Origin of the sequence: Pseudomonas sp. 8209 (assembly GCF_028682105.1) — a bacterium.
Classification (GTDB): domain Bacteria; phylum Pseudomonadota; class Gammaproteobacteria; order Pseudomonadales; family Pseudomonadaceae; genus Aquipseudomonas; species Aquipseudomonas palmensis.
The window spans coordinates 242,142-266,957 of record NZ_JANIAH010000008.1; the positions used below are offsets into that span (position 1 = coordinate 242,142).

Here is a 24,816-nt window from a genome sequence, read left to right on the forward strand (position 1 = left end):
ATGGGCCAGGCACTGATCGAACTGTCCCGGCTGGGTTTCGCCTGGCCCGGCCAGCCTGAGCTGCTGGACATCCCGGCGTTGCGCCTGCAGGCCGGCGAGTCGCTGTTCCTCAAGGGCCCCAGCGGCAGTGGCAAGACCACCCTGCTGGGCCTGCTGGGCGGGGTGCAGAAGGCCGACCGCGGCAGCATCCGCCTGCTCGGCCAGGAGCTGGGCGCGCTCAGCCAGGGCCAGCGCGACCGTTTTCGCGTCGATCATACCGGCTACATCTTCCAGCAGTTCAACCTGCTGCCGTTTCTGTCGGTGCGCGAAAACGTCGAGCTGCCGTGCCGTTTCTCGCGCAGCCGGGCGCAACGCGCCGGCCAGCGCTACGGCAGTGTGGACAAGGCCGCCGCCAGCCTGCTCGCCCATCTGGGCCTGAAGGACCCGGCACTGCTGGCACGGCGCGCCGACAGCCTGTCGATCGGTCAGCAGCAACGGGTGGCCGCCGCCCGCGCGCTGATCGGCCAACCCGAGCTGGTGATTGCCGACGAGCCGACTTCGGCGCTCGATGCCGACACCCGTGAAGCCTTCATCCGCCTGCTGTTCGCCGAATGCCGCGCAGCCGGCTCCAGCCTGTTGTTCGTCAGCCACGACCAGAGCCTGGCACCGCTGTTCGATCGCCAGCTGTCGCTTGCCGAACTCAACCGCGCCGCGCGCCCTGCCAGCGACCTGGAGGCCTGATGTACCTGCTCCGCCTTGCCCTGGCGAGTCTCGCCAACCGCCGCTTCACTGCCCTGCTCACCGCCTTCGCCATCGCCCTGTCGGTGTGCCTGCTGCTGGCGGTGGAGCGGGTACGCACCGAGGCCCGCGCCAGTTTTGCCAGCACCATCAGTGGCACCGACCTGATTGTCGGTGCGCGCTCGGGCTCGGTGAACCTGCTGCTGTACTCGGTGTTTCGCATCGGCAACGCCACCAACAACATCCGCTGGGACAGCTTCGAGCACTACGCCAGCAACCCGCGGGTGAAGTGGGCCATCCCGATCTCGCTGGGCGACTCGCACCGCGGTTACCGGGTGATGGGCACCACCGAAGCCTACTTCGAGCATTACCAGTACGGGCGCAAGCAGCACCTGCAGCTGGCCAGCGGGCGTGCCTTCGCCAGCGACCCGTTCGAGGTGGTGCTGGGCGCCGAGGTGGCCGACGCGCTGCATTACAAACTCGGCGACAAGCTGGTGCTGGCCCATGGCGTGGCCGCCATCAGCCTGGTCAAGCATGACGACAAGCCGTTCACCGTGGTGGGCGTGCTGCAACGCACCGGCACCCCGGTGGACCGCACCCTGCACATCAGCCTTGGCGGCATGGAGGCGATCCACGTCGACTGGCACAACGGCGTGCCCGCCCGCGGCGCCGGCCGCGTCAGCGCCGAACAGGCCCGTGGCATGGACCTCACACCCAAGGCCATCACCGCGTTCATGCTGGGCCTGAACAACAAGATCAGCACCTTCACCCTGCAACGCGAGATCAACGAGTTTCGCGGCGAGCCGCTGTTGGCGATTCTGCCCGGCGTGGCCCTGCAGGAGCTGTGGAGCCTGATGGGCACCGCCGAACAGGCGCTGTTCGTGGTGTCGCTGTTCGTGGTGCTGACCGGCCTGATCGGCATGCTCACGGCGATCCTCACCAGCCTCAACGAGCGCCGCCGCGAAATGGCCATCCTGCGCTCGGTGGGTGCACGCCCCTGGCATATTGCAGGGCTGCTGGTGATGGAGGCGTTCACCCTGGCGCTGGCGGGGATTGCCGCCGGGCTGGGCCTGCTCTACCTTGGCATCGCCCTGGCCCAGGGCACGGTGCAGGCCAACTACGGCCTGTACCTGCCGCTGGCGCTGCCCAGCGCCCACGAGTGGAGCCTGCTGGGGATCATCCTCGGCGCCGCCGTGCTGATGGGCAGCATTCCGGCCTGGCGGGCCTACCGCCAGTCGCTGGCCGACGGTTTGTCCATTCACCTGTGAGAACGCCCGTGATACGTCGTGCCCTGCTGTTGTTGCTGTTGATTGCCCCGCCCCTGTGGGCGGGTGAGCCGCGCACGCTGGAATGGCCGCAATTGATCCCCGAGGGTGCACCGGTGATCGTGCCGCAGATGACCCCACTGCACGACCTTTCGCAGTTGAGCAACGCGCTGGCCGGCGAAAGCGGCCCGGCGGCGCAGCAGCAGGCGCCCGACGCGCCGGTGGTGAAGGCACTGGATGGCCAGCAGGTGAAGCTGCCGGGCTACATCGTGCCACTGGAAGTCAGCGAGGAAGGCCGTACCACCGAGTTCCTGCTGGTGCCGTACTACGGCGCGTGCATTCACGTGCCGCCCCCACCGTCGAACCAGATCGTGCACGTGTTCAGCGAAATCGGCATCAAGGTCGAGGAGCTGTACCAGCCCTACTGGATCGAGGGGCCGATGCAGGTCAAGGCTTCCAGCAGCGAGCTGGCCGAGGCCGGCTACCAGATGGAAGCCGAGAAGATCTACGCCTATGAACTACAATAGAAGCCCCGCGCCAGGGCGTTTGCGGTTTCATTGAGCTGCGTCAAGAATCACCGCCTGTCAGCTCCTTACCATTGGACACATTAAATTCTAAACGTCCTTTGGGAGCTTCCATGAACAAGTCCTTGCTCAGCGCCTCGCTCATTGCCCTCGCGCTTGCAGCCCCTGTTGCCCACGCCCACCAGGCGGGCGATTTCATTCTGCGTGCCGGTGCGATCACCACCGCACCGAACGAAGACAGCGGCGATATCAAGCTCGACGGCACCAAGGTTGGCGGCACCAAGGCCACCCTGGACAGCGACACCCAGCTGGGCCTGGCCTTTGCCTACATGCTGACCGACCATATCGGCCTGGAACTGCTGGCAGCCACCCCGTTCCAGCACGAAGTGGGCGTCAAGGGCCTGGGCGCGGGCCTGGACGGCAAGCTGGCGAACATCAAGCAACTGCCACCGACCTTGTCGCTGCAGTACTACCCGATGGAGCCGACCTCCAAGTTCCAGCCTTACGCCGGTATCGGTCTTAACTACACCCTGTTCTTCGATGAAGACCTGAGCAGCAGCCGCAAGGCCCAGGGCTTCAGCAACATGAAGCTCAAGGACTCGGTCGGCCTGGCCGGCCAACTGGGCATGGACTACATGCTGACCGACAACCTGCTGGTCAACGCCGCGGTCTGGTACGTGGACATCGACACCAAGGCCACCATCGACGGCCCAAGCGCGCTGGGCGTGGGCAAGACCAAGGTGAGCGTGGATGTGGACCCATGGGTCTACATGGTGGGTGTGGGTTACAAGTTCTGACCATGAAAAAGCCCCGATCATTCGGGGCTTTTTTTTGGCTGCGATTCCCGTCAGGGAGATACCGCCTGCAGGAGCCGGCGTTGCCGGCGAAGCTTTTTACGTTCAGCGCCCCAGCAGGTGCGCCAGCCCATCGGCCAGTGGCGTCGGCTCGGGCAGGTCGAAGCGCGCCAGCAGCCGCGCATTGTCGGCCCGCGAATGACGGATATCACCCGCGCGCGCCGGCCCGTGATTGACCTCGGGCAACGGCCCTACCACCTTGCGCAGTGCGTCGAGCAACTGGTTCAGCGTGGTGGCGCGGTTCAGCCCCACGTTCACCGCGCCCTCCTGCACCTGCGCCTGTTCCAGCGCCTGCACCAGCACCGCCACCAGGTCGGCCACATACAGGAAGTCACGGGTCTGCTCGCCATCGCCAAACAGGTTGATCGGCGTGCCGTTGAGGGCGCGCTCGCAGAAGATGCTGATCACTCCCGAATACGGCGACGACGGGTCCTGGCGTGGCCCGAAGATATTGAAGAAGCGAAACACCACCGGCTCCAGCCCATGCTGGCGACGATAGAAGTCCAGGTACTGCTCGCTGGCCAGCTTGTCCACCGCATAGGGGGTCAGCGGCGCCTTGGGCGTGTCCTCGTCGATGGCCTGGCCTTCACCGTTGTTGCCGTACACCGCAGCGCTGGAGGCAAACAGCACGCGCTTGATGCCGGCCACACGCATCGCCTCGCACACGTTCAGCGTGCCGATGAAGTTGCTCTGGTGGGTCCTGACCGGGTCTTCCACAGAGGCCTGCACCGAGGCCACCGCCGCCAGGTGCACCACGGCCTGGCAGCCCTCGGCGGCCCGGGCCACCAGGGCGGCATCGGCCACGTCGCCCTCGATCAGTTGCAGGCGCGGGTTGTCCAGCTGCAGGTTCAGGCGCCGGCCGGTAGACAGGTCGTCGAGCACGCGCACCGCGTACCCCTTGGCCAGCAGCGCGTCGCTCAGGTGGGAGCCGATGAAGCCGGCCCCCCCGGTAATCAGGATAGGAGCATCAGCCATGACGATAGAACCGGTCCAGTAGGGTCGGCAGGCCGGCGCGCCAGGCACGCGGCTTGATGCCGAAGGTGTGGAGGATTTTCTTGCAGGCCAGCACTGCGTGCTGGGGTTCTTCGGCAGCATCCGGGCGGGCGGCGTGGGCCTGCGCAGTGGGCGCTTCGACGGCCAGCTGACGCAGTTGCCCGGCTTCGCTGAGGATCGCCTGACCCAGCGCCAGCGGCGTGGTCGCCTCGTTGCCGGCGTAATGGTAGGTGCCCCATAGTGGCGCGCCACAGTCCAGTTGCTTGAGCACCGCCAGGATCACCCGCGCTGCATCGTCGACCGGGGTCGGGTTGCCACGCCGGTCGTCGGCCAGCAGCAGTTCCTGCGAGTGCTCGGCGCGGGTCAGAAAACGCCCCAGCACGCCGTCGACGCTGTCGTCGAGCACCCAGCCAAAGCGCAGCAGCACGTGCTGCGGGCAGGTCGCGCGCACGCTCTGTTCGATGCGCCACAACGCCTGGCCACGTTGGCCGAGCGGTACCGGCTCGTCCTTTTCGCTGTAGGCCGTGGCCCGCGAACCGTCGAATACCCGGTAGCTGGAGGGTTGCAGCAAGATGATGTTGTGGTGCTGGCACAGTTCGGCCAGGCGCTCGACCGCACGCTCCTGCGAAGCCAGGCGCTGCTCGCTCACCGATTCGGCCTGGAACCAGTCGAAGTAGTAGGCCAGATTGATCAGCGCATCGGGGCGGGTGTCATCGAGCAGCTGGGTCAGGCTCGCGGCATCCCAGCCCTGGTCAGGTGGGCGCGGCGCCAGAAAGCCGATATCTTCCTCGGCCCCGAGGCGAATCAGCGCTTGCCCAAGGGCATTTCCACCACCCAACAGCATCAGGCGCATTCGCATAGAGTCAGCAGGTCCGGTCAGATAAATTGAGGGAAAGCGGATATTTTGCGGCTTCCAGCAAGCGAAGTCCAACGCGGGGCCGACTGACGCCAAAGTCTAGAGTGTGTCAGCGCAAAGTGTGACGGGTTCAACGTAGTTCAAGAAATAACCTGCGCGCCCACCAGAAATGCCCGACTGCATCTACTGTAAAAGCGTCAGCCTCGCTGGTTCATGTCGACTTGTCGACCCTTCACCCCGGGCAAGAGGACCGCTTCATGCCGATCAAGACGGCCGCACACGGACGTGAGCGTTGGCAATTCGACGAACCCAGCCCGGGCCGCGAGTGCCTGGTGGTCGAAACGTTCGACGGCTACAGCCAGGAAGGTCGGCTGCTGATCCCCGATATCGAGCACGCGCCGCCGCTGTTCATGCTCGGCGGCGCACGCAGCGACTTCACCCACCTCAACCCGCTGCTGTACCGCCTGCAGGCCCTGGGCATCGGCTCGCTGACCGGCAACCTGTCGGGGCACAGTCTGGCCAGCCTGCCGGGGGCCCGGGCGCCCTCGCTGCACACCAACCTGGCCGAGGCGCTGCGCTTCTTTCGCCACGTCGAGCATCGCTGCAACACCGTGATTGGCCACAGCCTGGGCGCAGCGCTGGCGCTGAAAGTGGCAGCGCACCATGCACGCCAGGTGAACAAGCTGGTGCTGCTGTGCCCGGCGGTCTATGCCGACAGCGCCTACGATGCACCGTTCGGCCCGGCCTTCACCCGCGCCATCAGCACCCCCCACGGATTTCTCGACAGCGACAGCTACAAGTTCCTGCGCAGCTATCGCGGCCAGGTGCTGCTGGTGCTGGGACAATACGATGGCCTGCTGGCCGCCCACCATGGGCGAACCCCGGGCACGTCGGCAGGCCATGTGGAAATCGACGGCATGCTGCGCTACAGCCCGATCCCGGCCGAAGTCATCCAGGCGCTGAGCGACACCCTACCCCCCGGGCATTTCGAACAGCTGACCCTGCCCGACTGCGACCACGGCATCGCCGCCCACCTGCGCGCCCATCCCCCACAGGCCGGGGCCCTGGCGCAGCAGGTGGCGGCATTCATTCGCCGCTGAGCACGGCACCCTTCACTCGATCTCGAACAGGCCGTTGCGAATCGGCCCGACGTTGAGCCGTGCGCGCACATCGTCATCGATGCGCGGGTCATCCGGGCGGTACAGCCGGACCTGGCGGTAGGCATTGATGCGGTTGATTTCCGCGCCCAGGTATTCCCACACCACGCGGGTACACGCCGGAGTGCGCCGGTCACCGCTGGAGACGCCGGTCTTGAGGCCGTTGAGCCGGGTGATGCGGCTCTTGAAGCTGGGAATCAGGATGGTCTGGCTCATCTCGTTGACCGTCAGCGATTCGTAGTCGATCAGAAACACCCGGTCCTGCAACTGAAAGGCCGCGCCCAGGTAGCGGCAGCGCACCCAGTCTTCGGCCTGCACGTCGGTGCTGCTGGAGCGCTCCTGGCGTTCCTGGCGCTCGAACAGGAACGTGCCGCGTTCTTCGCGCAGGTGCACCAGCGACAGCAGGATGCTGCCCGGCACCGACATGCAGTTGGAATATTCGAAGTAGTAGCCGCAGTAGCGCGACAGATTGCCCTCGTGCTCGCGCAGCGGGCGCAGCAGTTCCAGCAACGGGTCGGCTTGGGCCGGGCTGGCAAGCGCCGAGCTGCGCGCACCGATCAGGCGCGCGAACTGTTCCGGCGGCAGGCCCAGTTCGTAGTCCTCGACGCCGAAGAAGTCGCCGATGCGCTTGAGGTTGTACGCCGTCGGCTGGCTCTGCCCGCTCAGGTACTTGTTGAACTGCGCCCGGTTGATCGACAGCTGCCGGCAAACCTCGGAAATAGAGCGGTAATGGCTGCACGCCAGCTTGAGGTTGGGGCCCAGGTGTTGACTCATTGATCAGGTACCGATTGATGCGATAGGCGCCAGTTTAGCATCAGGTCGCATCAACTCAGAGCAACCCGCGAAATTGTAACGACGTTTGTCATGACCAACCATGCGCCCCCAGGCAAACGGCGCACGCCGTCAGCCACTGTCATTCAGAACAAGAACCGAGGTCACGCCATGCTCGAAGTGCTCAACGATTTCCTTTCGGGGAAGCTCCTTATCGTGCTTATCGTCGGACTGGGAAGCTATTTCACCCTGCGCTCGCGATTTGTGCAGTTTCGCCATTTCATCCATATGTTCGGCGTATTCAAGGAATCGTTGCGCGGCCAGGCGGGCCAGTTGAGTTCGTTCCAGGCACTGATGCTGAGCCTGGCCGGGCGCGTGGGTGCCGGCAACATCGCCGGCGTCGGTATCGCCGTGACCCTGGGCGGCCCGGGCGCGGTGTTCTGGATGTGGGTGACGGCGCTGGTGGGCATGTCCAGCAGCTTCTTCGAATGCACCCTGGCGCAGGTCTACAAGCGCGCCGACGGTGACGGCCTGTACCGCGGCGGCCCGGCCTACTACATCCTGCACGGCCTCAACCTGCGCGCCATGGCAGTGGTGTTCTCGGTGTTGCTGCTGGTGACCTACGGCTTCGCCTTCAACGGCCTGCAGTCGTACACCGTGACCCACTCGCTGCAGAACGCCTTCGGCTTCGCCCCGGAGCACACCGGGATTGCCCTGGCCGTGCTGCTGGCCATCGTGTTCCTGGGCGGGATCAAGCGCATCGCCTCGGTGTCCGACCTGCTGGTGCCGGTCAAGACCCTGGCCTACATCGGCGTTACCCTGTACGTGATCGGCAGCCAGATCGAACACGTGCCGGCCATGCTCGAAACCATCTTCAAGAGCGCCTTCGGCCTGGACCCTGCCTTCGGCGGCCTGCTGGGCAGTGCCATCGTGATGGGCGTCAAGCGTGGCGTGTTCGCCAACGAAGCGGGCCTTGGCAGTGCGCCCAACGTGGCCGCCGTGGCGGCAGTGAAACACCCGGGCGCCCAGGGCGTGGTGCAGGCATTCAGCGTGTTCCTCGATACCTTCGTGATCTGCACCTGCACCGCGCTGCTGATTCTGCTGTCGGGCTTCTACACCCCGGGCTTCGAAGGTGACGGCATCGTGCTGACCCAGAACTCGCTGGCTGCCGTGGTCGGTGACTGGGGTCGCCTGTTCGTCAGCGTGGCGCTGTCGCTGTTCGTGTTCACCTGCATCCTCTACAACTACTACCTGGGCGAAAACAGCCTGCAGTTTCTGACCCGCAACCGTGCGGTGCTGATGGTCTACCGTGCCCTGGTGCTGGCGCTGATCGTGTGGGGCTCGGTGCAGAACCTGTCGACCGTGTTCGCCTTCGCCGACATCACCATGACGTGCCTGGCCTTCGTCAACCTGATCGCCCTGGCGCTGCTGTTCAAGATCGGCCTGCGCGTGATGCGCGACTACGACGACCAGCGCAAGGCAGGCATCAAGCAGCCGGTATTCGACTCGGCCAGGTTCCCCGACCTGGACCTGGACACCCAGGCCTGGCCTGCTGTCCAGCCCGCTGAAAGCGCACGCCCTGCCAGCGTGGGCGAAGCTCAAGCTCAAGCGCAACGCTGAGCAACCCTGTGCCGCCGCCCCGTTCGCGGGCGGCAGCCGATTCGCGATGCCCCTTTCTCACCTGCCTGGAATGCTCACCATGCGCGCGGTCAAGAACCTTCTCGTCCTCTACACCGGCGGCACCATCGGCATGCTGCAAACGCCCCATGGCCTGGCGCCGGCCGGTGGCTTCGAGGCACGCATGCGCGCCTGGCTGGACACGCACCCGACGCCACCCCGGGTGCACTGGCGCCTGCAGGAGATGTCACCGCTGCTCGACAGCGCCAACATGCAGCAGGCCAACTGGCTGGCCATGCAGGCGGCCATCGTCACGGCGGTGACGCGTGACGGCCACGACGGCATCCTGCTGCTGCACGGCACCGACACCCTGGCCTACAGCGCAGCAGCGTTGTCGTTCCTGCTGCTGGGGCTGGATGTGCCGGTTGTGCTCACCGGCTCGATGCTGCCGGCCGGCGCACCGCACAGCGACGCCTGGGACAACCTGCACGGCGCCCTGGCCCTGTTCGAAAGCGGCCTGCAAAGCGGCGTGCAGCTGTATTTCGCAGGCCAGCTGCTGCACGGCGCACGGGCCAGCAAACTGCGCAGCGAGGCCTTCGATGCGTTTGCCGCGCCGGCGCGCCACCGCGAAGGCAGCCGCGCCAGCGCGTTACCCGCGATACTCGGCTATGCCCAACCGCGGGTGCCGGTGAAACTGGCGGTGCTGCCGGTGTACCCCGGCTTGCAGGCCGAGCAGGTGCAGGCACTGGTGGTGAGCGGCGTGCGCGGCCTGCTGCTTGAATGCTATGGCAGCGGCACCGGCCCATCGGAAGATGCAGCACTGATGCAGGCGTTGCAGAAGGCGCGCCAGGGTGGCGTGCTGATTGCCGCCATCAGCCAGTGCATCGAGGGCAGTGTGCTGTTCGATACCTACGCCGCCGGCAGCCGCCTGCGCGAGACCGGCCTGGTATCGGGCGGCGGCATGACCCGCGAGGCGGCGCTGGGCAAGCTGTTCGCCCTGCTGGGCGCGGGGCTGGGCATCGACACCGCCGAGCACTGGTTCGCCCTGGACCTGTGCGGTGAACGGGTGGCCTGAGGCACTGCGAAAAATGGCGGAAGGCAGCCGGAGTCGAACCTGCCCGGGAACGGCTGCCGTCCCCAACCGGGTTTGAAGCCCGGCCGCGCCACCGGGCGCGATTGCCTTCCTTGAATTCAGTTGTCGCCCGGTTGAGCCAGGGCATTGTCGCGGCGAATGCGGCGCTGGTCGCCCAGGCGCCGGGTCAGGCCGATGCGATCGAAGTATTCCAGCACCTGGATGCTGCGCTTGCGCCCGATACCCAGCGCATCACGAAAAACCGTCACCTGCACCTCATCACCCGCCATGCGCAACAGCATAGCCGCCATTTGCCGCACTGTGGCCTCGGGATAGAACAGATCGCGCACCACCTGGTGCACCTGGCCCAGACGCGCCATCTTGCGCAGCAGCAGCCGTACCTCGGCTTCTTCGCTGCCGGTGGCGCGGGCCAGGTCGCGCACCCAGGGCGGATCGAAACGCGCCGCCAGCAGCAACGGTTGCACCTGTTGCCAGAGCGCCGTGTCGGCCTCGTTCAGGCGCGCCTGGTGCGTGGGCAGGTGCAGCCACGGGCCGCTGCTGGCAATCGCCTGCTCGCCCAGCAACTCGTCCACCAGGCTGATGAACGCCGGCCGCTCCAGTGCCAGGCTGGCGAAACGGCGCAGGCGGTCGCGGTCAGGGCCGAGCTGGTCGGGTTCGAGCTCGTGAAAGCGCGCCAGTTGCGCCAGCACCCAGGCCTTGAGCGCCTGCCATTGCGTCGTGTCGAACAACAGCGGCCCCTGCCGCGTGGCCACCACCTGCACCTGCGCATCCAGCCGCCAGTGGTTGCGCAAGCGATTGAACTGGCGCTCCAGGCGCTGCGGGTCGAGCCCGCCCGTGCCTTGCGCAAGCAGCGCCGGCAAGGCCTGTTCCAGGCTGTCGGCCGCCGCCAGTGCCTGCAGCTGCGCCAGCCGCTGCGGGCTGCGGCGCTGGCGGGCCGGGGCGAATGGATCGAGTACGCGCCCGCCGCCAAGGGTGCGCTGGGCACTCTGGTCGCGCAGCACCACGGAGTCGCCATGCACCGCCTGCACCGGCGCGTTGACCAGCAGCTGCGCGAACATGCGCGCCCCGGGCGCCAGCCGCTCGCCTTCCAGCAATGCGACGCGGGCGGTGACGTCCTGGGTGCCCAGGTGCAGGTGCACCGGGCTGAAATGCTCGAGTGCACGGGCTTCCCCGGCCAGCAGGTGCAGTTCGATATCCAGCCGCTGAGTAGGCGCATGCAGCCACTCGGCCAGCAGCCAGTCGCCGCGGTGGATATGCTCCAGCGCCAGCCGCTCGGCACTGATGTTCAGGGCCACGCGCTGCCCGGCGAAGGCCTGGGTCGCGACCTGGTTCTGCGCGTGCAGGCCGCGCACCCGCACCGGTTTGCCCGCCTTGCCCAGCACCAGGCTGTCGCCCACCTGAACCTGCCCGGACAACGCGGTGCCCGTGACCACGATACCGGCCCCGGCCACGCTGAAGGCCCGGTCGATGGCCAGGCGAAAAGCGCCACCCTGGCTACGCGGCTGCAGGGCGTGCTGCGCGGCGAGCAATGCCTGACGCAGTGCCTCGATACCCTGGCCGCTGACACTCGACACCGCGAACTGCGCCGCCCCGGCATACGGTCCCGGCGCAAGCAGCCCGCGCACCTGGGCCTGCACCGCCTGCACCCGCGCCGGCTCGACCCGGTCGCATTTGGTGATGGCCACCAGCGCCTGCGCGATGCCCAGCAGTTCGACGATGGCCAGGTGCTCGCGGGTCTGGGGCATCACCCCGTCGTCGGCCGCCACCACCAGCAGCACCAGGTCGATACCCTGGGCGCCGGCCAGCATGTTGTGGATAAACCGCTCGTGGCCCGGCACGTCGACAAAGCCGGTCAACGGCGCATCCGCCGCCAGCGCGGCATAACGGTAGCCAAGGTCGATGGTGATGCCGCGTTCACGCTCTTCGCGCCGATGGTCGCCAGCCTGGCCGGTGAGGGCTTCGAGCAGCGCGGTCTTGCCATGGTCGATGTGCCCGGCGGTGCCGACGATCACGTGGGCAGTACCGCCAGTTGCGTCAGCTGCGCCAGCCACGCGGGTTCGTCATCCAGCTGGCGCAGGTCGAGCCACAGCGCGTCGTCGTCCAGGCGCCCGAGCACCGGGATGGGCAACGCGCGCAAGGCCGCTTCCAGCGCCAGCAGGCTGCGCCCGCGCAGGCGCTTGGACACCTGTGGGCGCATGCACAGCGCAGCACTGGGCAGGCGTGCAACCGGCTGGCTGCCGCTGCCGATCATGCCCAGTGCAGGCAGCGCGGCAACGCTCCACGACGCGCCCAACGCCTGTGCCATGCGCGGCGCCAGGCGTTCGGCCTGGGCCAGGATCTCGGCTTGCGGCCGGGTCAGCAGGCGCAGGCTGGGCAGGCGCTCGGCCAGGCGGTCGGGGTCGCGGTACAGGCCCAGCACCGCTTCCAGCGCGGCGAGGGTCAACTTGTCGACCCGCAGGGCACGCTTGAGCGGGTTCTTCTTGATGCGCGCGATCAGCGCCTTGCTGCCCACGATGATCCCGGCCTGCGGACCGCCGAGCAGCTTGTCGCCGCTGAAGGTGACGATATCGGCGCCATCGGCCAGGGCCTGGCGCACCGTGGGTTCGGCGGGCAGGCCCCAGCGGGTCAGGTCGAGCAGGCTGCCGCTGCCCAGGTCTTCAAGCAGCGGCAGGCCGTGCTGGTGGGCCAGTTGCGCCAGCTCGGCGGTGGGCACATGGCTGGTGAAGCCTTCAATGCTGTAGTTGCTGCAATGCACGCGCATCAGCAGGCCGCTGCGCGGGTTGATTGCCGCTTCGTAGTCGCGGGCGTGGGTGCGATTGGTGGTGCCCACCTCGTGCAGCCTGACCCCGGCGCGGGCCATGATGTCGGGGATGCGGAACGCACCACCGATCTCGATCAGTTCGCCGCGCGAAATGATGCCCTCCTTGCGCGCGCCCAGGCTGTTGAGCGCCAGCAGCACGGCGGCGGCATTGTTGTTGACCACGGTCACGGCCTCGGCGCCGGTGAGCTCGCGGATCAGGCCTTCGATCAGGTCGTCACGGTCGCCGCGCTTGCCGCTGTCCAGGTCGAACTCGAGGTTGAGGGGGTGGCGCGCGGCAAGCTGGACGGCCTCGATGGCGGCTTCGGGCAGCAGCGCGCGGCCCAGGTTGGTGTGCAGCACGGTGCCGGTGAGGTTGAACACCCGGCGGATGTGGCTGCGGTGGCGGGCGGCGAGGCGTTCGTTGGTGCGGCCGGCGAGCACCTCGGGCGCCAGTTCGGCAGCGCCGAGCTGGCCGTGGCGGGCGGGCTCGCGCAGGTCATCGAGCAGTTGGCGCAAGGTGGCGAGCACGGCGTCGCGGCCGTAGCGGTCCACCAGGGGAACGCAGGCAGGGCTGCGCAGGAGGGTGTCGATGGAGGGTAGACGGTGGGTGCACTGAGTGACGTTGGAGGACATGCAAAAACGCTCCGGCCTATGTAGGAGCCGGCCTTGCCGGCGAATGGAACACCGCGCAGGGTCGGATCCCACAGTGTAGTGCGCCCTTCGCGCAAGGCCGCCCTACAGGCCCGGGGCCAGCAACAGGTTCGGCGCCAGGCGCTGGTAGCCCTCCTGATCCAGGCGCATGTCCAGTGCCAGGCTGGCCAGGTCTGCCGACAGGGCCTCCGATTGCGCATCGCTTTCAAGGTAGACCAGCTTCAGGTAACTGTGGCATTCGAGGCAGCATTCGGCCCGCAACGGCGCCTGCCCGGCGACATGGCGGTCATCCTCCAGGCTGAAGTACTGCAAGCCCTTGCTTTGCTCGCAATACACGCACTTGACCCGCACCGCATGCCATTCACAGGCACACAACGCACACACCAGGTAGCGCAGGCCGTTGTACTTGCCGCGGTGGCGGATTACCCCGGCCATCGCCGGCGAACCACATGCCGGGCACTGCCCCAGGCTGTCGCCGGGCTTGAGTTCGACGCCGGGCATGGCCAGCAGCCAATGGCTCCACGCCGCCTGCAGCGCGGCCCCCAGAAACGGCACCAGCGCCGCCGGCACCGCGCTGTACTGCCCGCCCAGCAGTGCCAGCGCCCACACCATGCGCTGCCCTGCCCCGGCCTCGCGCAATTGCGTCTGGGCCTGATGCGCCAGCGGCGAAGACGCCTCGTAGCGTTGCAACAGGGCATCCAGCCAGCCCTGCCAGGCGCCCTCGCGCACCAGGCTGTCGGCGGCCAGTGGCGCCAGGCCGTGGGTCACGCACAGCTGCAGGCGCTGCGGGTCGGGCATGGCTGCTGCCGGCGGGTTGTCCAGCAACCCCTGCTGCACGCGGCACAACCCGGCCACGAAGCGCAGGTAGTCGCCCAGCGCATGCCCCTCGGCCAGCAGGTCGAGGCGTTCGGCACGCAGCGCAAACAGCTGGGGCGGTGGCGGGTGCAGAAACGGCGGCGAACTGGCCGACGCCTGGATCTGATCGGGTTCCATCACGGTACTCAAGGCTTGGCTCCTTTGTGCGTGTCGGGCCGCTCGTCCCGAGTGACCTCCCGGTACCATAGCGCATGGTGCTTGCGCGCCCACGTGCGGCTGACCCAGCCATGCAGCATGGCGCTGACCGAGCCCTTGATCCAGATGCCGGCATAGATGTGCACGATGATGCTCAGCACCAGCACGAAGCCGGCCAGGGCATGCAGCAGGGTGGCCAGGCGAATGGTGTCGATACCGAAGTACGCGCTGAAGTAGGCACGCCAGATCACCACGCCACTCACCAGCAGCACCAGCATGCACGCCAGCAGGGTCCAGAACAGCAGCTTCTGCCCGGCGTTGTACTTGCCCACCGGTGGTACGCCCTCCTCCTCGTTGCGGATCACCCGGTCGACCCGGCGCAGCCACTGCCGGTCGGTGGCGGTGATGAAGTTGGCCCGCCAGAAGCGCAGCACCAGCCCCAGGAACAGCACGAACATCAGCACGCCCATGAACGGGTGCAGGATACGTGTCCACGGCCCGCCGCCGAACAGGTGGCTGAGCCAGAACAGCGCCGGGTGAAACAGCGCCAGCCCCGACAGTGCCGCCATGAAGAACAGGATCGCCACCAGCCAGTGGTTGGTGCGCTCGTTGGCGGTGTAACGCAGTATCGGCTTGTGCTTCATGGCCGTTGCTCCCCTGGTGCGGTGGGCTTGCCCGGGTCATACACATGCACCGACGGGTCGACCTGATGCACGCTGGTGTCAGGATGCTCGTCATCCTCTTCCTCGACCCGCTGCGGGCCGATGCGCACGTAGTGGAAGAACCCGGCCAGCACCGCCGCACCCATGGCCAGCAGCGCCAGCGGTTTGCTCACGCCCTTCCATAGCCCGACCAGCGGGCTGATCACCGGGTTGTCGGGCAGCCCCGCGTACACGCGCGGCGTGTCGGCGTGGTGCAGCACGTACATCACATGGGTGCCACCCACGCCGTCCGGGTCGTACAGGCCGGCATGCTCGAAGCCCCGCGACTTGAGGTCGACGATGCGTTCGGCGGCGTGCTCCTGCATGTCGGTCTTGCTGCCGAACACGATGGCGCCGGTGGGACAGGTCTTCACGCAGGCCGGCTCCAGCCCCACGGCCACGCGGTCGGAACACAGGGTGCACTTGTAGGCCTTGTGATCCTTCTGCGAGATGCGCGGGATGTTGAACGGGCAGCCGGTGATGCAGTAGCCGCAGCCGATGCAGTGGTCCTGGTTGAAGTCGACGATGCCGTTGGCGTGCTTGATGATCGCCCCCGGGCTGGGACAGGCCTTGAGGCAGCCGGGGTCGGCGCAGTGCATGCAGCCGTCCTTGCGGATCAGCCACTCCAGGTTGCCGTCGGCGGTCTCGTGCTCGGTGAAGCGCATCAGCGTCCAGCTTTCAGCACTGAGGTCCTGCGGGTTGTCATAGGTGCCGTGGTTGTGACCCACCTCGTCGCGCAGCTCGTTCCATTCCGAACACGCCACCTGGCAGGCCTTGCAGCCGATGCACTTGGTGGTGTCGATCAGCTTGGCGACCTGCTCCTGCTGGCGCACCGAGGGGGGCAGCGTGGTGGTGGCCGAACGGGCAATGATGTCTTGGCTGGCCATCAGATTTTCTCCACGTTGACCAGGAACGACTTCGATTCCGGGGTCTGTGTATTGCCATCGCCGAGGAACGGCACCAGGGTGTTGGTCAGGTAGCCATGCCGCGTCAGCCCGGTGAAGCCCCAGTGCAGCGGGATACCGACCTGGTGCACGGTCTGGTTGTTGACCTGCAGCGGACGAATCCGCTTGGTGACGACCGCCACTGCCTCGATATGCCCACGCTTGCAACTCACCCGCACCCGGTCGCCGGCCTGGATACCCTTCTGCTGCGCCAGCACTTCACCGATCTCGACGAACTGCTCGGGCTGGGCGATGGCATTCAGGCGCGCATGCTTGCTCCAGAAGTGAAAGTGCTCGGTCAGCCGGTAGGTGGTGGCCGCGTAGGGGTAGTCCTTGGCCTGGCCGAGGGTGTCCCACACCGAGTCGAAGATGCGTCCGGCCGGGTTGCTGGTGGCCTTCTTGTTGGTGGGGTGCAGCGGGTTGATCCCGATCGGCGTCTCGAAGGGTTCGTAGTGCTCGGGGAACGGGCCTTCGGCCATCTTGTCGACGGCGAAGAACCGGGCCACCCCTTCGGGGTTCATGATGAACGGGTTCATGCCCGCCTCGGGGGGCACGTCGGCCTTGTAGTCCGGGGTGTCGGTGCCGGTCCAGGCCTTGCCGTTCCACCATACCAGGCGTTTTTTCGGGTCCCAGGGCTGGCCTTGCGGGGTGGCCGAGGCACGGTTGTAGAGGATTCGCCGGTTCATCGGCCAGGCCCAGGCCCAGCCCAGGTTCTGCTTCATGCCATACGGGTCGCTGTTGTCGCGCCGAGCCATCTGGTTGCCCTGCTCGGTCCAGCTGCCGCAGAAGATCCAGCAGCCGGACGCGGTACTGCCATCGTCCTTGAGCTGGGCGAACCCCGACAGTTGCTGGCCGCCCTTGAGCGCAGCGCCGGTGGCATCGACCTGATCGGTCACGGCCACGCCGTTGAGCTCCCTGGCCAGCTCTTCGGGGGAGGGTTCGTCGGCGACCTTGTACGGCCAGCTGAGGTTGAGCAGCGGTTCGGCAAACGCGCCACCCTCGGCGCGGTAGCGTTCACGCAGGCGCAGGAACAGGTCGCTCATGATGCGCACGTCGGTACGGGTTTCGCCCGGGCCGTCGGCGCCCTTCCAGTGCCACTGCAGCCAGCGGCTGCTGTTGACCAGCGAGCCGTCCTCCTCGGCGAAGCAGGTGGTGGGCAGGCGGATGACCTCGGTGGCGATGTCGGCCGTGCTGACGTCGTTGTACGGCCCTGCGTTGCGCCAGAACTCCGAGGTTTCGGTGGCCAGCGGGTCCATCACCACCAGCCACTTGAGCTTGCTGAGCGCGGCAGTGACGCGGTTCTTGTCGGGCAGCGCAGCAATCGGGTTGAAGCCCTGGCACATATAGCCGTGCACCTCGCCCCTGCCCATCATGTCGAACATCTTGAGCACGTCGTAGCCTGGGATGTCGAGCTTGGGCAGCCAGTCGTAGCCCCAGTGGTTCTCGGCAGTGGCGTTGGCGCCATACCAGGCCTTCATCAGGCTGACATGGAACTTGCCGTAGTTCTGCCAGTACGACAGCTGCCCTGGGCGCAGCGGCTTGAGGGCGCGCTTGGCGATGTAGCCGTCGTAGTCCTGCTCGGCATCACCGGGCAGGGTCAGGTAGCCCGGCAAGGAGTTGGACAGCAGGCCCAGGTCGGTCAGGCCCTGGATGTTGGAGTGCCCGCGCAGGGCGTTGACCCCGCCACCCGGCATGCCGACGTTGCCCAGCAGCAGTTGCACCATCGCCGCGCTGCGGATGATCTGCGCACCGATCGAATGCTGGGTCCAGCCCAGGGCATAGAGGATGGTCATGGTCTTGCCGGGTGTGGAGCAGGTGGCGATCTCTTCCCAGATCTTCTGCATGCTGGCCTGGGGCATGCCGCAGGTCATGCTGGCGAGCTCCGGGGTGTAGCGGCTGTAGTGCTGCTTCATCAGCTGGTAGACGCAGCGCGGGTCCTGCAGGGTCGGGTCGACCTTGGCGAAACCGTCTTCACCCAGTTCGTAGCCCCAACCGGACTTGTCGGCATAGGTACGCTTGGCCGCATCGTAGCCACTGAACAGCCCGTCCTCGAAGCCGAAGCCGGCTTTGACGATGAACGACACGTCGGTGTAGTTGCGCACGTACTCGTGCTGGATCTGGTCAGTGCTGAGCAGATAGTTGATCAGGCCGCCCATGAAGGCGATGTCGCTGCCGGTGCGAATCGGCGCGTAGTAATCGGCCACCGAGGCGGTACGGGTAAACCGTGGGTCGACCACGATCAGCCGCGCCTGGTTGTGCGCCTTGGCTTCGGTCACCCATTTGAAACCGCACGGGTGCGCTTCTGCTGCGTTGCCGCCCATCACCAGGATCAGGTTCGCGTTGGCGATATCGGTCCAGTGATTGGTCATGGCACCACGGCCGTACGTCGGGGCAAGACTTGCCACCGTCGGGCCGTGTCAGACACGCGCCTGGTTGTCGAACCCCAGCATGCCCAAACTGCGAATGACCTTGTGGGTCAGGTAGCCGGCTTCGCTGGAAGCCGCCGAGGCCGCGAGGAACCCGGTGCTGAGCCAGCGGTTGACGGTCTGGCCCTGGGCGTTCTTCTCGATGAAGTTGGCGTCGCGGTCGGCCTTGACCAGCTCGGCCACGCGGTCCATGGCCTCATCCCAGCTGACGCGCGTCCACTCGTTGCTGCCCGGCTTGCGCACCTGCGGGTACTGCAGGCGGCTGGGGCTGTGGATAAAGTCCAGCAGGCCTGCACCTTTGGGGCACAGGGTGCCGCGGTTGACCGGGTGATCGGCGTCGCCTTCGACGTGGATGATGCTCTGCGCCACGTTCTTGCCCGCATCGCCCTGGCTGTACAGGATCAGGCCGCAGCCGACCGAGCAGTAGGGGCAGGTGTTGCGGGTTTCCTTGGTACGGGCCAGCTTGAAGTGGCGTATCTGTTCGGCGAAGGCCGGCGTGGGGGCCATGCCCAGCGCCGCCAGGCTCGAACCTCCAAGGCCGATGGCGGCGACCTTGAAAAATTGCCGACGGTTGAGATCCATCGTGCACTCCTGATCAGGTGGTGGACGCGCGGAGCATTGCCGGCGTCTCGTGAACAGTCACGGTGGCGGCCACTGGGTGGTCGTCAATATTCACTCTAGCCAAGATCGGGCCAAGCACCATTAAAACGGATTATCGATGCGTGCAACGGGTGCATAATCGCCAGCCTGACCACCATCGCCAAGGGACTGCATGATGCAATTGGACAAGAACGGGTTGCCGCTGCTGGAGCAGTTTGGCGAAGAAGGTTTTGTGGACTGCGTGTTTCAGGTGCAGCACCTGATGCAGGATGACGTGCACTACCACTTTGACCTGCGTGCCGCGTTCGCCGGGTACTCGGTGGGTGTGCGGGCGCGGCTGCGGCGCGACGTGCAGCCGGGGTTCGATGGCGAGATGAACGTGATACAGGCGCACTTCTACAGCGACGGGCTCGAGATCTCGTCGCTGGGCCTGGAGACCGAGCGGTTCATCGAGGCGCTGGCACAGCTGTATGAAATCGAGCTGGTCGATGGCCCCGGGGCGGTCGGCGAGCGCTTCAGCGTGATTGCGCTGCACCAGGCGGACACCGGGCTTGAAGCGGGTGCGGTGCGCCTGAAGGTGTTCGGCAACGACCGTTCGGATTCGGCGCCAGGCAGCTACTACGAAAGCTTCTTCAATGTCGACCTGCCAGCCGGTCATGTGTACTGGAACGAGAAGGACGTGGAGTATCGCGCACCGATGCTCAATGCACTGGCCGGGCTGGTGGGCCAAGGCGTGGCCGCGGCGTGAGTGCTCACGGGCCGCTTCACCTCCTGGCGGCCCGCTAGAGGTACCGCGAGGCCCGCACGTGCGCTGAACATCGCAAGCGTGTCAGGGCCGCCGCCCACCGAGGTTTCCCCAGAACGCAAAACGCCCGATGCAGCGCATCGGGCGTTTGTCTTGAAGCGCGGCGTTGGCCAGGGCTCAGAACGGGATGTCGTCATCGAAGCTGTCGAAGTCGGCAGCCGGCTGCGGCGCAGGCTGTTGCGGCGCAGGGCGCTGCTGAGGGGCCTGCTGCGGACGCTGCTGAGGCGCCTGCTGACGTGGGGCCTGGTTGTAGTTGTTGCCACCCTGCTGCGAACCGTCCTGGTTCTGCGGACGACCACCCAGCAGCTGCATGGTGCCCTGCATGTCGACGATGATCTCGGTGGTGTAACGCTTGATGCCGTCCTTTTCCCACTCGCGGGTCTGCAGCTTGCCCTCGATGTACACCTGCGAACCCTTGCGCAGGTACTCGCCGGCAATCTCGGCAACCTTGCCGAACATCGACACACGGTGCCACTCGGTACGCTCGACCTTCTGGCCGGTCTGCTTGTCGGTCCACTGCTCGCTGGTGGCCAGGCTGAGGTTGGTCACCGCGTTGCCGTTGGGCAGGTGGCGAACTTCAGGGTCCTGGCCGCAAGTGCCGACCAAAATGACTTTGTTAACCCCACGGGCCATAACGTTCTCCTAGGCTTGGCACGCCGCGGGCGCCGGGTTTACCAGCAGCTCCAGGGCCGTACGATCCAAAATTTGTGTATCCAGTTTGATATAGATGGCGGCTTCCTCTGCCACCACCACTGCGTCGGTCACACCCGGCACGGCCTTGAGGCGCTCGGTCAAGCCCGCTTCGCGCATCGCTTCTGGCGACAACGGCAAGCGCAGGCTCGTCACGTAAGGTGGTTCGCGCATAGTAACAGCTATGGCCAACCAAAGGGCACAGAGGCCTGCGCACCCCAGGAAAACCACGCTCAAGCCGCCATGCTGGAACAACCAGCCACCCATGATCCCGCCCAGCGCCGCCCCCAGGAACTGGCTGGTGGAATACACCCCCATCGCCGTGCCCTTGCCACCGGCCGGCGACACCTTGCTGATCAGCGAAGGCAACGAGGCTTCGAGCAGGTTGAAGGCGGTGAAGAAGATCACCGTGCCGATCACCAGTGACTGCAGGCTGTTGCCCAGCTCCCAGAAAAACAGCTCTGTGAGCATGAGCACACTGACCGCGCCCAGCAGGACACGTTTCATCTTGCGCTTTTTTTCACCGTAGATGATGAACGGAATCATTGCGAAGAATGAAACCAGCAAGGCGGTGAGGTAGACCCACCAGTGCTCCTCTTTCGGCAACCCGCCACGCTCCACGAACGCCAGCGGCAAGGCGACGAAGCTGGCCATGAGGATGGCGTGCAGCACGAAGATGCCGACGTCCAGGCGCAGCAGGTCGGGGTGACGCAGGGTCGGCCCCAGGGCCTGCTTGGCCACGCCCGACTCGCGATGCGCCAGCGGGCCGTTGGAGGCCGGAACCACGAAGGCGATCAGGCCGATGCCCACCACCGCCATCGCTGCGGTGGCCAGGAACAACCCCGACAGGCCGAAGGCCCGCGTTACCAGTGGCCCCACGACCATCGCCACGGCGAACGACAGGCCGATGCTCATGCCGATCATGGCCATGGCCTTGGTGCGGTGCTGTTCGCGGGTGAGGTCCGAGAGCAACGCCATGACTGCCGCGGAGATGGCGCCCGCACCCTGCAGGATGCGCCCGGCGATCACGCCCCAGATCGAGTCGGCCTGCGCTGCCAGCACGCTGCCCAGGGCAAAGATCACCAGCCCCAGGTAGATCACCGGCCGACGGCCGATGCGGTCGGAAATGACCCCGAACGGAATCTGCAATACGGCCTGGGTCAGGCCATAGGCACCGATGGCCAGGCCGATAAGCGCCGGCGTGGCGCCCGCCAGGTCCATGCCATAGGTGGCCAGTACCGGCAGCACCATGAACATGCCCAGCATACGGAAGGCGAACACCATGGCCAGGCCGCCTGCGGCGCGGGTCTCGCTGCCGCTCATGCGTTCGCTGTGGGGATCGTGCATGGATAAACCTCGTGTGAACCGGCGGCGATTCTACCAGTCGGATCGGTTAACGGCATATACGCGACGCTTTGCCGCGTGGTGGCAGCGCGCCGTATACTCCTCCGTTTATGCCCGCCAAGCGAGGCCGCAGTGGACAAGATCCTGATACGTGGGGCACGTACCCACAACCTTAAGAACATCGACCTGACCCTGCCCCGGGACAAACTGATCGTCATCACCGGTCTGTCCGGGTCCGGCAAGTCATCGCTGGCGTTCGACACCCTGTACGCCGAAGGCCAGCGTCGCTACGTGGAATCGCTGTCGGCGTATGCCCGCCAGTTCCTGTCGATGATGGAAAAGCCAGACGTCGACACCATCGAGGGGCTGTCGCCGGCCATCTCGATCGAGCAGAAGTCGACCTCGCACAACCCGCGCTCGACCGTGGGCACCATTACCGAGATCTACGATTACCTGCGCCTGCTGTATGCCCGTGTGGGCACCCCACGCTGCCCCGACCACGACATCCCGCTCGAAGCCCAGACTGTCAGCCAGATGGTCGACCTGGTGCTGGCGCAGCCCGAGGGCAGCAAGCTGATGCTGCTGGCTCCGGTGATTCGCGAGCGCAAGGGCGAGCACCTGGCGGTGTTCGAAGAGCTGCGTGCCCAGGGCTTCGTGCGCGCACGGGTCAACGGCAAGCTGTACGAGCTGGACGAGTTGCCCAAGCTCGACAAGCAGAAGAAGCACAGCATCGATGTGGTGGTCGACCGCTTCAAGGTGCGCGACGACCTGCAGCAGCGCCTGGCCGAATCGTTCGAAACAGCCCTTAAGCTGGCCGATGGCATCGCCCTGGTGGCGCCGATGGACGACGAGCCGGGTGAAGAGATGATCTTCTCGGCGCGCTTCGCCTGCCCGATCTGCGGCCACGCGATCAGCGAGCTGGAGCCCAAGCTGTTCTCCTTCAACAACCCGGCCGGCGCCTGCCCGACCTGCGACGGCCTGGGCGTGAAGCAGTTCTTCGACATCAAGCGCCTGGTCAACGGCGAGCTGACCCTGGCCGAGGGCGCGATTCGCGGCTGGGACCGGCGCAATGTGTATTACTTCCAGATGCTCGGCTCGCTGGCCGCGCATTACGGGTTCAGCCTGGAGGTGCCGTTCAACGAGCTGCCGGCCGACCAGCAGAAGGTGATCCTGAACGGCAGTGGCAAGCACAACGTCGACTTCAAGTACCTCAACGACCGGGGCGATATCGTCAAGCGCTCGCACCCCTTCGAGGGCATCGTGCCGAACCTGGAGCGGCGCTACCGCGAGACCGAATCGGCCACCGTGCGTGAAGAGCTGGCCAAGTTCCTCAGCACCCAGCCCTGCCCCGACTGCCGCGGCACCCGCCTGCGCCGCGAGGCGCGCCATGTGTGGGTGGGCGAGAAGACCCTGCCGGCGGTTACCAACCTGCCGATCGGCGATGCCAGCGACTACTTCGGCGGCCTCAAGCTGACCGGGCGCCGTGGCGAGATCGCCGACAAGATCCTCAAGGAAATCTGCGAACGCCTGCAGTTTCTGGTGAACGTGGGCCTGGACTACCTGACGCTGGATCGCAGCGCCGATACCCTGTCGGGCGGCGAGGCCCAGCGTATCCGCCTGGCCAGCCAGATCGGCGCCGGCCTGGTGGGGGTGATGTACATTCTCGACGAGCCATCCATCGGCCTGCACCAGCGCGACAACGATCGCCTGCTGGGCACCCTCAATCACCTGCGCGACATCGGCAACACGGTGATCGTGGTGGAGCACGACGAGGACGCCATCCGCATGGCCGACTACGTGGTGGATATCGGCCCGGGCGCGGGCGTGCATGGCGGCCAGATCGTGGCCGAGGGCACCCCGGCCGAGGTGATGGCGCACCCGGACTCGCTGACCGGCAAGTACCTGTCGGGCCGCGTGAAGATCGCCGTGCCGGCCAAGCGCACCCCGCGCAACAAGAAGCTGTCGCTCAAGCTCAAGGGCGCACGCGGCAACAACCTGCAGAACGTCGACCTGGAGATCCCGATCGGCCTGCTGACCTGCGTGACCGGCGTGTCCGGTTCGGGCAAGTCGACGCTGATCAACAACACCCTGTTCCCGCTGGCGGCAACCGCGCTCAACGGTGCCAGCACGCTGGAAGCTGCGGCCCACGACAACTGCGATGGCCTGCAGCACCTGGACAAGGTGGTGGATATCGACCAGAGCCCGATCGGGCGTACACCGCGCTCCAACCCGGCGACCTACACCGGGCTGTTCACGCCGATCCGCGAGCTGTTCAGCGGCGTGCCGGAGTCGCGCTCGCGCGGCTACGGGCCGGGGCGTTTCTCGTTCAACGTCAAGGGCGGGCGCTGCGAGGCGTGCCAGGGCGATGGCCTGATCAAGGTCGAGATGCACTTCCTGCCCGACATCTACGTGCCGTGCGACGTGTGCAAGAGCAAGCGCTACAACCGCGAAACGCTGGAAATCAAGTACAAGGGCAAGAACATCCACGAGGTGCTGGAAATGACCATCGAGGAAGCCCGCGAGTTCTTCGATGCGGTGCCGGCACTGGCGCGCAAACTGCAGACGCTGATGGACGTGGGCCTGTCGTACATCAAGCTGGGCCAGTCGGCGACCACGCTGTCCGGTGGTGAGGCGCAGCGGGTCAAGCTGTCACGCGAGCTGTCCAAGCGCGATACCGGCAAGACGCTGTACATCCTCGATGAGCCGACCACTGGCCTGCACTTTGCCGATATCCAGCAACTGCTGGACGTGCTGCATCGCCTGCGTGACCACGGCAACACCGTGGTGGTGATCGAGCACAACCTGGACGTGATCAAGACCGCCGACTGGCTGGTGGACCTTGGGCCGGAAGGCGGCTCCAAGGGCGGACAGATCATCGCCTGCGGCACGCCGGAGGAGCTGGCCGAGATGAAGCAGTCGCACACGGGGTATTACCTCAAGCCGCTGCTGGCGCGCGACCGGGCCTGAACTGCAGGAGCCGGCCAGGCCGGCTCCTGC

At 66.3% G+C, this 24,816-nt stretch carries 20 protein-coding genes and 1 tRNA gene; 9 read left to right on the top strand and 12 right to left on the bottom strand.

Going from position 1 to position 24,816, the window contains the following annotated elements:
• From NP552_RS19080 to NP552_RS19095, 4 genes are all read left to right on the top strand, one after another.
• Nucleotides 1–720 carry an ABC transporter ATP-binding protein gene (locus NP552_RS19080; protein ID WP_043861902.1) on the top strand — a complete coding sequence of 240 codons (720 nt, stop codon included), beginning with the start codon at nucleotides 1–3 and terminating at the stop codon, nucleotides 718–720.
• Nucleotides 720–1,985, top strand: a complete 1,266-nt coding sequence (locus tag NP552_RS19085; RefSeq protein WP_043861903.1) for an ABC transporter permease — start codon at nucleotides 720–722, stop codon at nucleotides 1,983–1,985. Before NP552_RS19080 ends, NP552_RS19085 begins: the two co-directional genes overlap by 1 nt.
• 11 nt (nucleotides 1,986–1,996) lie before the next feature.
• Entirely contained in the window at nucleotides 1,997–2,509 is a 513-nt protein-coding gene (locus NP552_RS19090) for a DUF3299 domain-containing protein (RefSeq protein ID WP_043861948.1), read from the top strand.
• 110 nt (nucleotides 2,510–2,619) lie between these two features.
• Nucleotides 2,620–3,303, top strand: coding sequence for an OmpW/AlkL family protein (locus tag NP552_RS19095; RefSeq protein ID WP_043861904.1), 684 nt, complete (start codon nucleotides 2,620–2,622; stop codon nucleotides 3,301–3,303).
• 102 nt (nucleotides 3,304–3,405) lie between these two features.
• On the opposite strand, the gene NP552_RS19100 is transcribed toward NP552_RS19095, so the two are convergent.
• Both NP552_RS19100 and NP552_RS19105 read right to left on the bottom strand, forming a co-directional pair.
• Nucleotides 3,406–4,335 (bottom strand): NAD-dependent epimerase/dehydratase family protein, encoded by a 930-nt coding sequence (locus NP552_RS19100; RefSeq protein WP_054916426.1) that lies wholly within the window; start codon nucleotides 4,333–4,335, stop codon nucleotides 3,406–3,408.
• Nucleotides 4,328–5,212, bottom strand: a complete 885-nt coding sequence (locus NP552_RS19105) for a sugar nucleotide-binding protein (protein ID WP_043861906.1) — start codon at nucleotides 5,210–5,212, stop codon at nucleotides 4,328–4,330. Before NP552_RS19105 ends, NP552_RS19100 begins: the two co-directional genes overlap by 8 nt.
• A 254-nt stretch (nucleotides 5,213–5,466) precedes the next feature.
• Between NP552_RS19105 and NP552_RS19110 the strand changes: the two genes are divergently transcribed.
• Nucleotides 5,467–6,309 (top strand): alpha/beta hydrolase, encoded by an 843-nt coding sequence (locus tag NP552_RS19110; protein ID WP_054916428.1) that lies wholly within the window; start codon nucleotides 5,467–5,469, stop codon nucleotides 6,307–6,309.
• A gap of 12 nt (nucleotides 6,310–6,321) precedes the next feature.
• Here the strand turns inward: NP552_RS19110 and NP552_RS19115 are convergent, their stop codons facing one another.
• Nucleotides 6,322–7,140 carry a helix-turn-helix domain-containing protein gene (locus NP552_RS19115; protein WP_078481654.1) on the bottom strand — a complete coding sequence of 273 codons (819 nt, stop codon included), beginning with the start codon at nucleotides 7,138–7,140 and terminating at the stop codon, nucleotides 6,322–6,324.
• 168 nt (nucleotides 7,141–7,308) lie between these two features.
• On the opposite strand from NP552_RS19115, the gene NP552_RS19120 reads away from it, so the two are divergent.
• Together NP552_RS19120 and NP552_RS19125 are read left to right on the top strand one after the other, a co-directional pair.
• A complete protein-coding gene (locus NP552_RS19120) occupies nucleotides 7,309–8,757 on the top strand; it encodes an alanine/glycine:cation symporter family protein (RefSeq protein WP_078481653.1) in 1,449 nt (482 codons plus the stop codon).
• Between the two features lie 79 nt (nucleotides 8,758–8,836).
• Entirely contained in the window at nucleotides 8,837–9,829 is a 993-nt protein-coding gene (locus NP552_RS19125) for an asparaginase (RefSeq protein WP_274097053.1), read from the top strand.
• A gap of 14 nt (nucleotides 9,830–9,843) precedes the next feature.
• Here NP552_RS19125 and NP552_RS19130 read toward each other — a convergent pair.
• The 7 genes from NP552_RS19130 to fdnG form a co-directional block, all read right to left on the bottom strand.
• Nucleotides 9,844–9,939 (bottom strand) — tRNA-Sec (locus tag NP552_RS19130).
• 6 nt (nucleotides 9,940–9,945) lie between these two features.
• Nucleotides 9,946–11,859 carry a selenocysteine-specific translation elongation factor gene (gene selB / locus NP552_RS19135; protein ID WP_274097055.1) on the bottom strand — a complete coding sequence of 638 codons (1,914 nt, stop codon included), beginning with the start codon at nucleotides 11,857–11,859 and terminating at the stop codon, nucleotides 9,946–9,948.
• Nucleotides 11,856–13,280, bottom strand: a complete 1,425-nt coding sequence (gene selA, locus NP552_RS19140; RefSeq protein ID WP_123753527.1) for an L-seryl-tRNA(Sec) selenium transferase — start codon at nucleotides 13,278–13,280, stop codon at nucleotides 11,856–11,858. The genes selB and selA overlap by 4 nt, the downstream gene beginning before the upstream one ends.
• Before the next feature lie 102 nt (nucleotides 13,281–13,382).
• The gene (gene fdhE, locus NP552_RS19145; RefSeq protein WP_088514372.1) at nucleotides 13,383–14,303 is read right to left on the bottom strand and encodes a formate dehydrogenase accessory protein FdhE; all 921 of its coding nucleotides are present in this window, start codon (nucleotides 14,301–14,303) and stop codon (nucleotides 13,383–13,385) included.
• Nucleotides 14,300–14,953, bottom strand: a complete 654-nt coding sequence (locus tag NP552_RS19150) for a formate dehydrogenase subunit gamma (protein ID WP_274097054.1) — start codon at nucleotides 14,951–14,953, stop codon at nucleotides 14,300–14,302. The genes fdhE and NP552_RS19150 overlap by 4 nt, the downstream gene beginning before the upstream one ends.
• Nucleotides 14,950–15,897 (bottom strand): formate dehydrogenase subunit beta, encoded by a 948-nt coding sequence (fdxH, locus tag NP552_RS19155; RefSeq protein ID WP_043861915.1) that lies wholly within the window; start codon nucleotides 15,895–15,897, stop codon nucleotides 14,950–14,952. Before fdxH ends, NP552_RS19150 begins: the two co-directional genes overlap by 4 nt.
• Complete coding sequence (fdnG, locus tag NP552_RS19160) at nucleotides 15,897–18,962, bottom strand: formate dehydrogenase-N subunit alpha (protein WP_146094976.1); 3,066 nt, start codon at nucleotides 18,960–18,962, stop codon at nucleotides 15,897–15,899. The genes fdxH and fdnG overlap by 1 nt, the downstream gene beginning before the upstream one ends.
• A 193-nt stretch (nucleotides 18,963–19,155) precedes the next feature.
• Between fdnG and NP552_RS19165 the strand changes: the two genes are divergently transcribed.
• Nucleotides 19,156–19,728: a hypothetical protein gene (locus NP552_RS19165; RefSeq protein WP_100634175.1), complete on the top strand. Its 573-nt coding sequence runs from the start codon at nucleotides 19,156–19,158 to the stop codon at nucleotides 19,726–19,728.
• Between the two features lie 174 nt (nucleotides 19,729–19,902).
• Here NP552_RS19165 and NP552_RS19170 read toward each other — a convergent pair whose 3' ends face one another.
• Entirely contained in the window at nucleotides 19,903–20,418 is a 516-nt protein-coding gene (locus NP552_RS19170; RefSeq protein ID WP_043861918.1) for a single-stranded DNA-binding protein, read from the bottom strand.
• Nucleotides 20,419–20,427: 9 nt separating this feature from the next.
• Complete coding sequence (locus tag NP552_RS19175; protein ID WP_043861919.1) at nucleotides 20,428–21,822, bottom strand: MFS transporter; 1,395 nt, start codon at nucleotides 21,820–21,822, stop codon at nucleotides 20,428–20,430.
• 129 nt (nucleotides 21,823–21,951) lie between these two features.
• Between NP552_RS19175 and uvrA the strand changes: the two genes are divergently transcribed.
• On the top strand, nucleotides 21,952–24,786 hold the full coding sequence (gene uvrA / locus NP552_RS19180; RefSeq protein WP_104571870.1) for an excinuclease ABC subunit UvrA: 2,835 nt from the start codon (nucleotides 21,952–21,954) through the stop codon (nucleotides 24,784–24,786).
• The last annotated feature ends 30 nt before the right edge of the window (nucleotides 24,787–24,816 follow it).

Bases quoted from the DNA above. Each gene is read 5' to 3' on its own strand.
- NP552_RS19080 (WP_043861902.1), top strand. From the start codon at position 1: ATGGGCCAGGCACTGATCGAACTGTCCCGGCTGGGTTTCGCCTGGCCC.
- NP552_RS19085 (WP_043861903.1), top strand. From the start codon at position 720: ATGTACCTGCTCCGCCTTGCCCTGGCGAGTCTCGCCAACCGCCGCTTC.
- NP552_RS19095 (WP_043861904.1), top strand. From the start codon at position 2,620: ATGAACAAGTCCTTGCTCAGCGCCTCGCTCATTGCCCTCGCGCTTGCA.
- NP552_RS19100 (WP_054916426.1), bottom strand. From the start codon at position 4,335: ATGGCTGATGCTCCTATCCTGATTACCGGGGGGGCCGGCTTCATCGGC.
- NP552_RS19105 (WP_043861906.1), bottom strand. From the start codon at position 5,212: ATGCGAATGCGCCTGATGCTGTTGGGTGGTGGAAATGCCCTTGGGCAA.
- NP552_RS19110 (WP_054916428.1), top strand. From the start codon at position 5,467: ATGCCGATCAAGACGGCCGCACACGGACGTGAGCGTTGGCAATTCGAC.
- NP552_RS19115 (WP_078481654.1), bottom strand. From the start codon at position 7,140: ATGAGTCAACACCTGGGCCCCAACCTCAAGCTGGCGTGCAGCCATTAC.
- NP552_RS19120 (WP_078481653.1), top strand. From the start codon at position 7,309: ATGCTCGAAGTGCTCAACGATTTCCTTTCGGGGAAGCTCCTTATCGTG.
- NP552_RS19125 (WP_274097053.1), top strand. From the start codon at position 8,837: ATGCGCGCGGTCAAGAACCTTCTCGTCCTCTACACCGGCGGCACCATC.
- selA (WP_123753527.1), bottom strand. From the start codon at position 13,280: ATGTCCTCCAACGTCACTCAGTGCACCCACCGTCTACCCTCCATCGAC.
- NP552_RS19150 (WP_274097054.1), bottom strand. From the start codon at position 14,953: ATGAAGCACAAGCCGATACTGCGTTACACCGCCAACGAGCGCACCAAC.
- fdxH (WP_043861915.1), bottom strand. From the start codon at position 15,897: ATGGCCAGCCAAGACATCATTGCCCGTTCGGCCACCACCACGCTGCCC.
- NP552_RS19165 (WP_100634175.1), top strand. From the start codon at position 19,156: ATGCAATTGGACAAGAACGGGTTGCCGCTGCTGGAGCAGTTTGGCGAA.
- NP552_RS19170 (WP_043861918.1), bottom strand. From the start codon at position 20,418: ATGGCCCGTGGGGTTAACAAAGTCATTTTGGTCGGCACTTGCGGCCAG.
- NP552_RS19175 (WP_043861919.1), bottom strand. From the start codon at position 21,822: ATGCACGATCCCCACAGCGAACGCATGAGCGGCAGCGAGACCCGCGCC.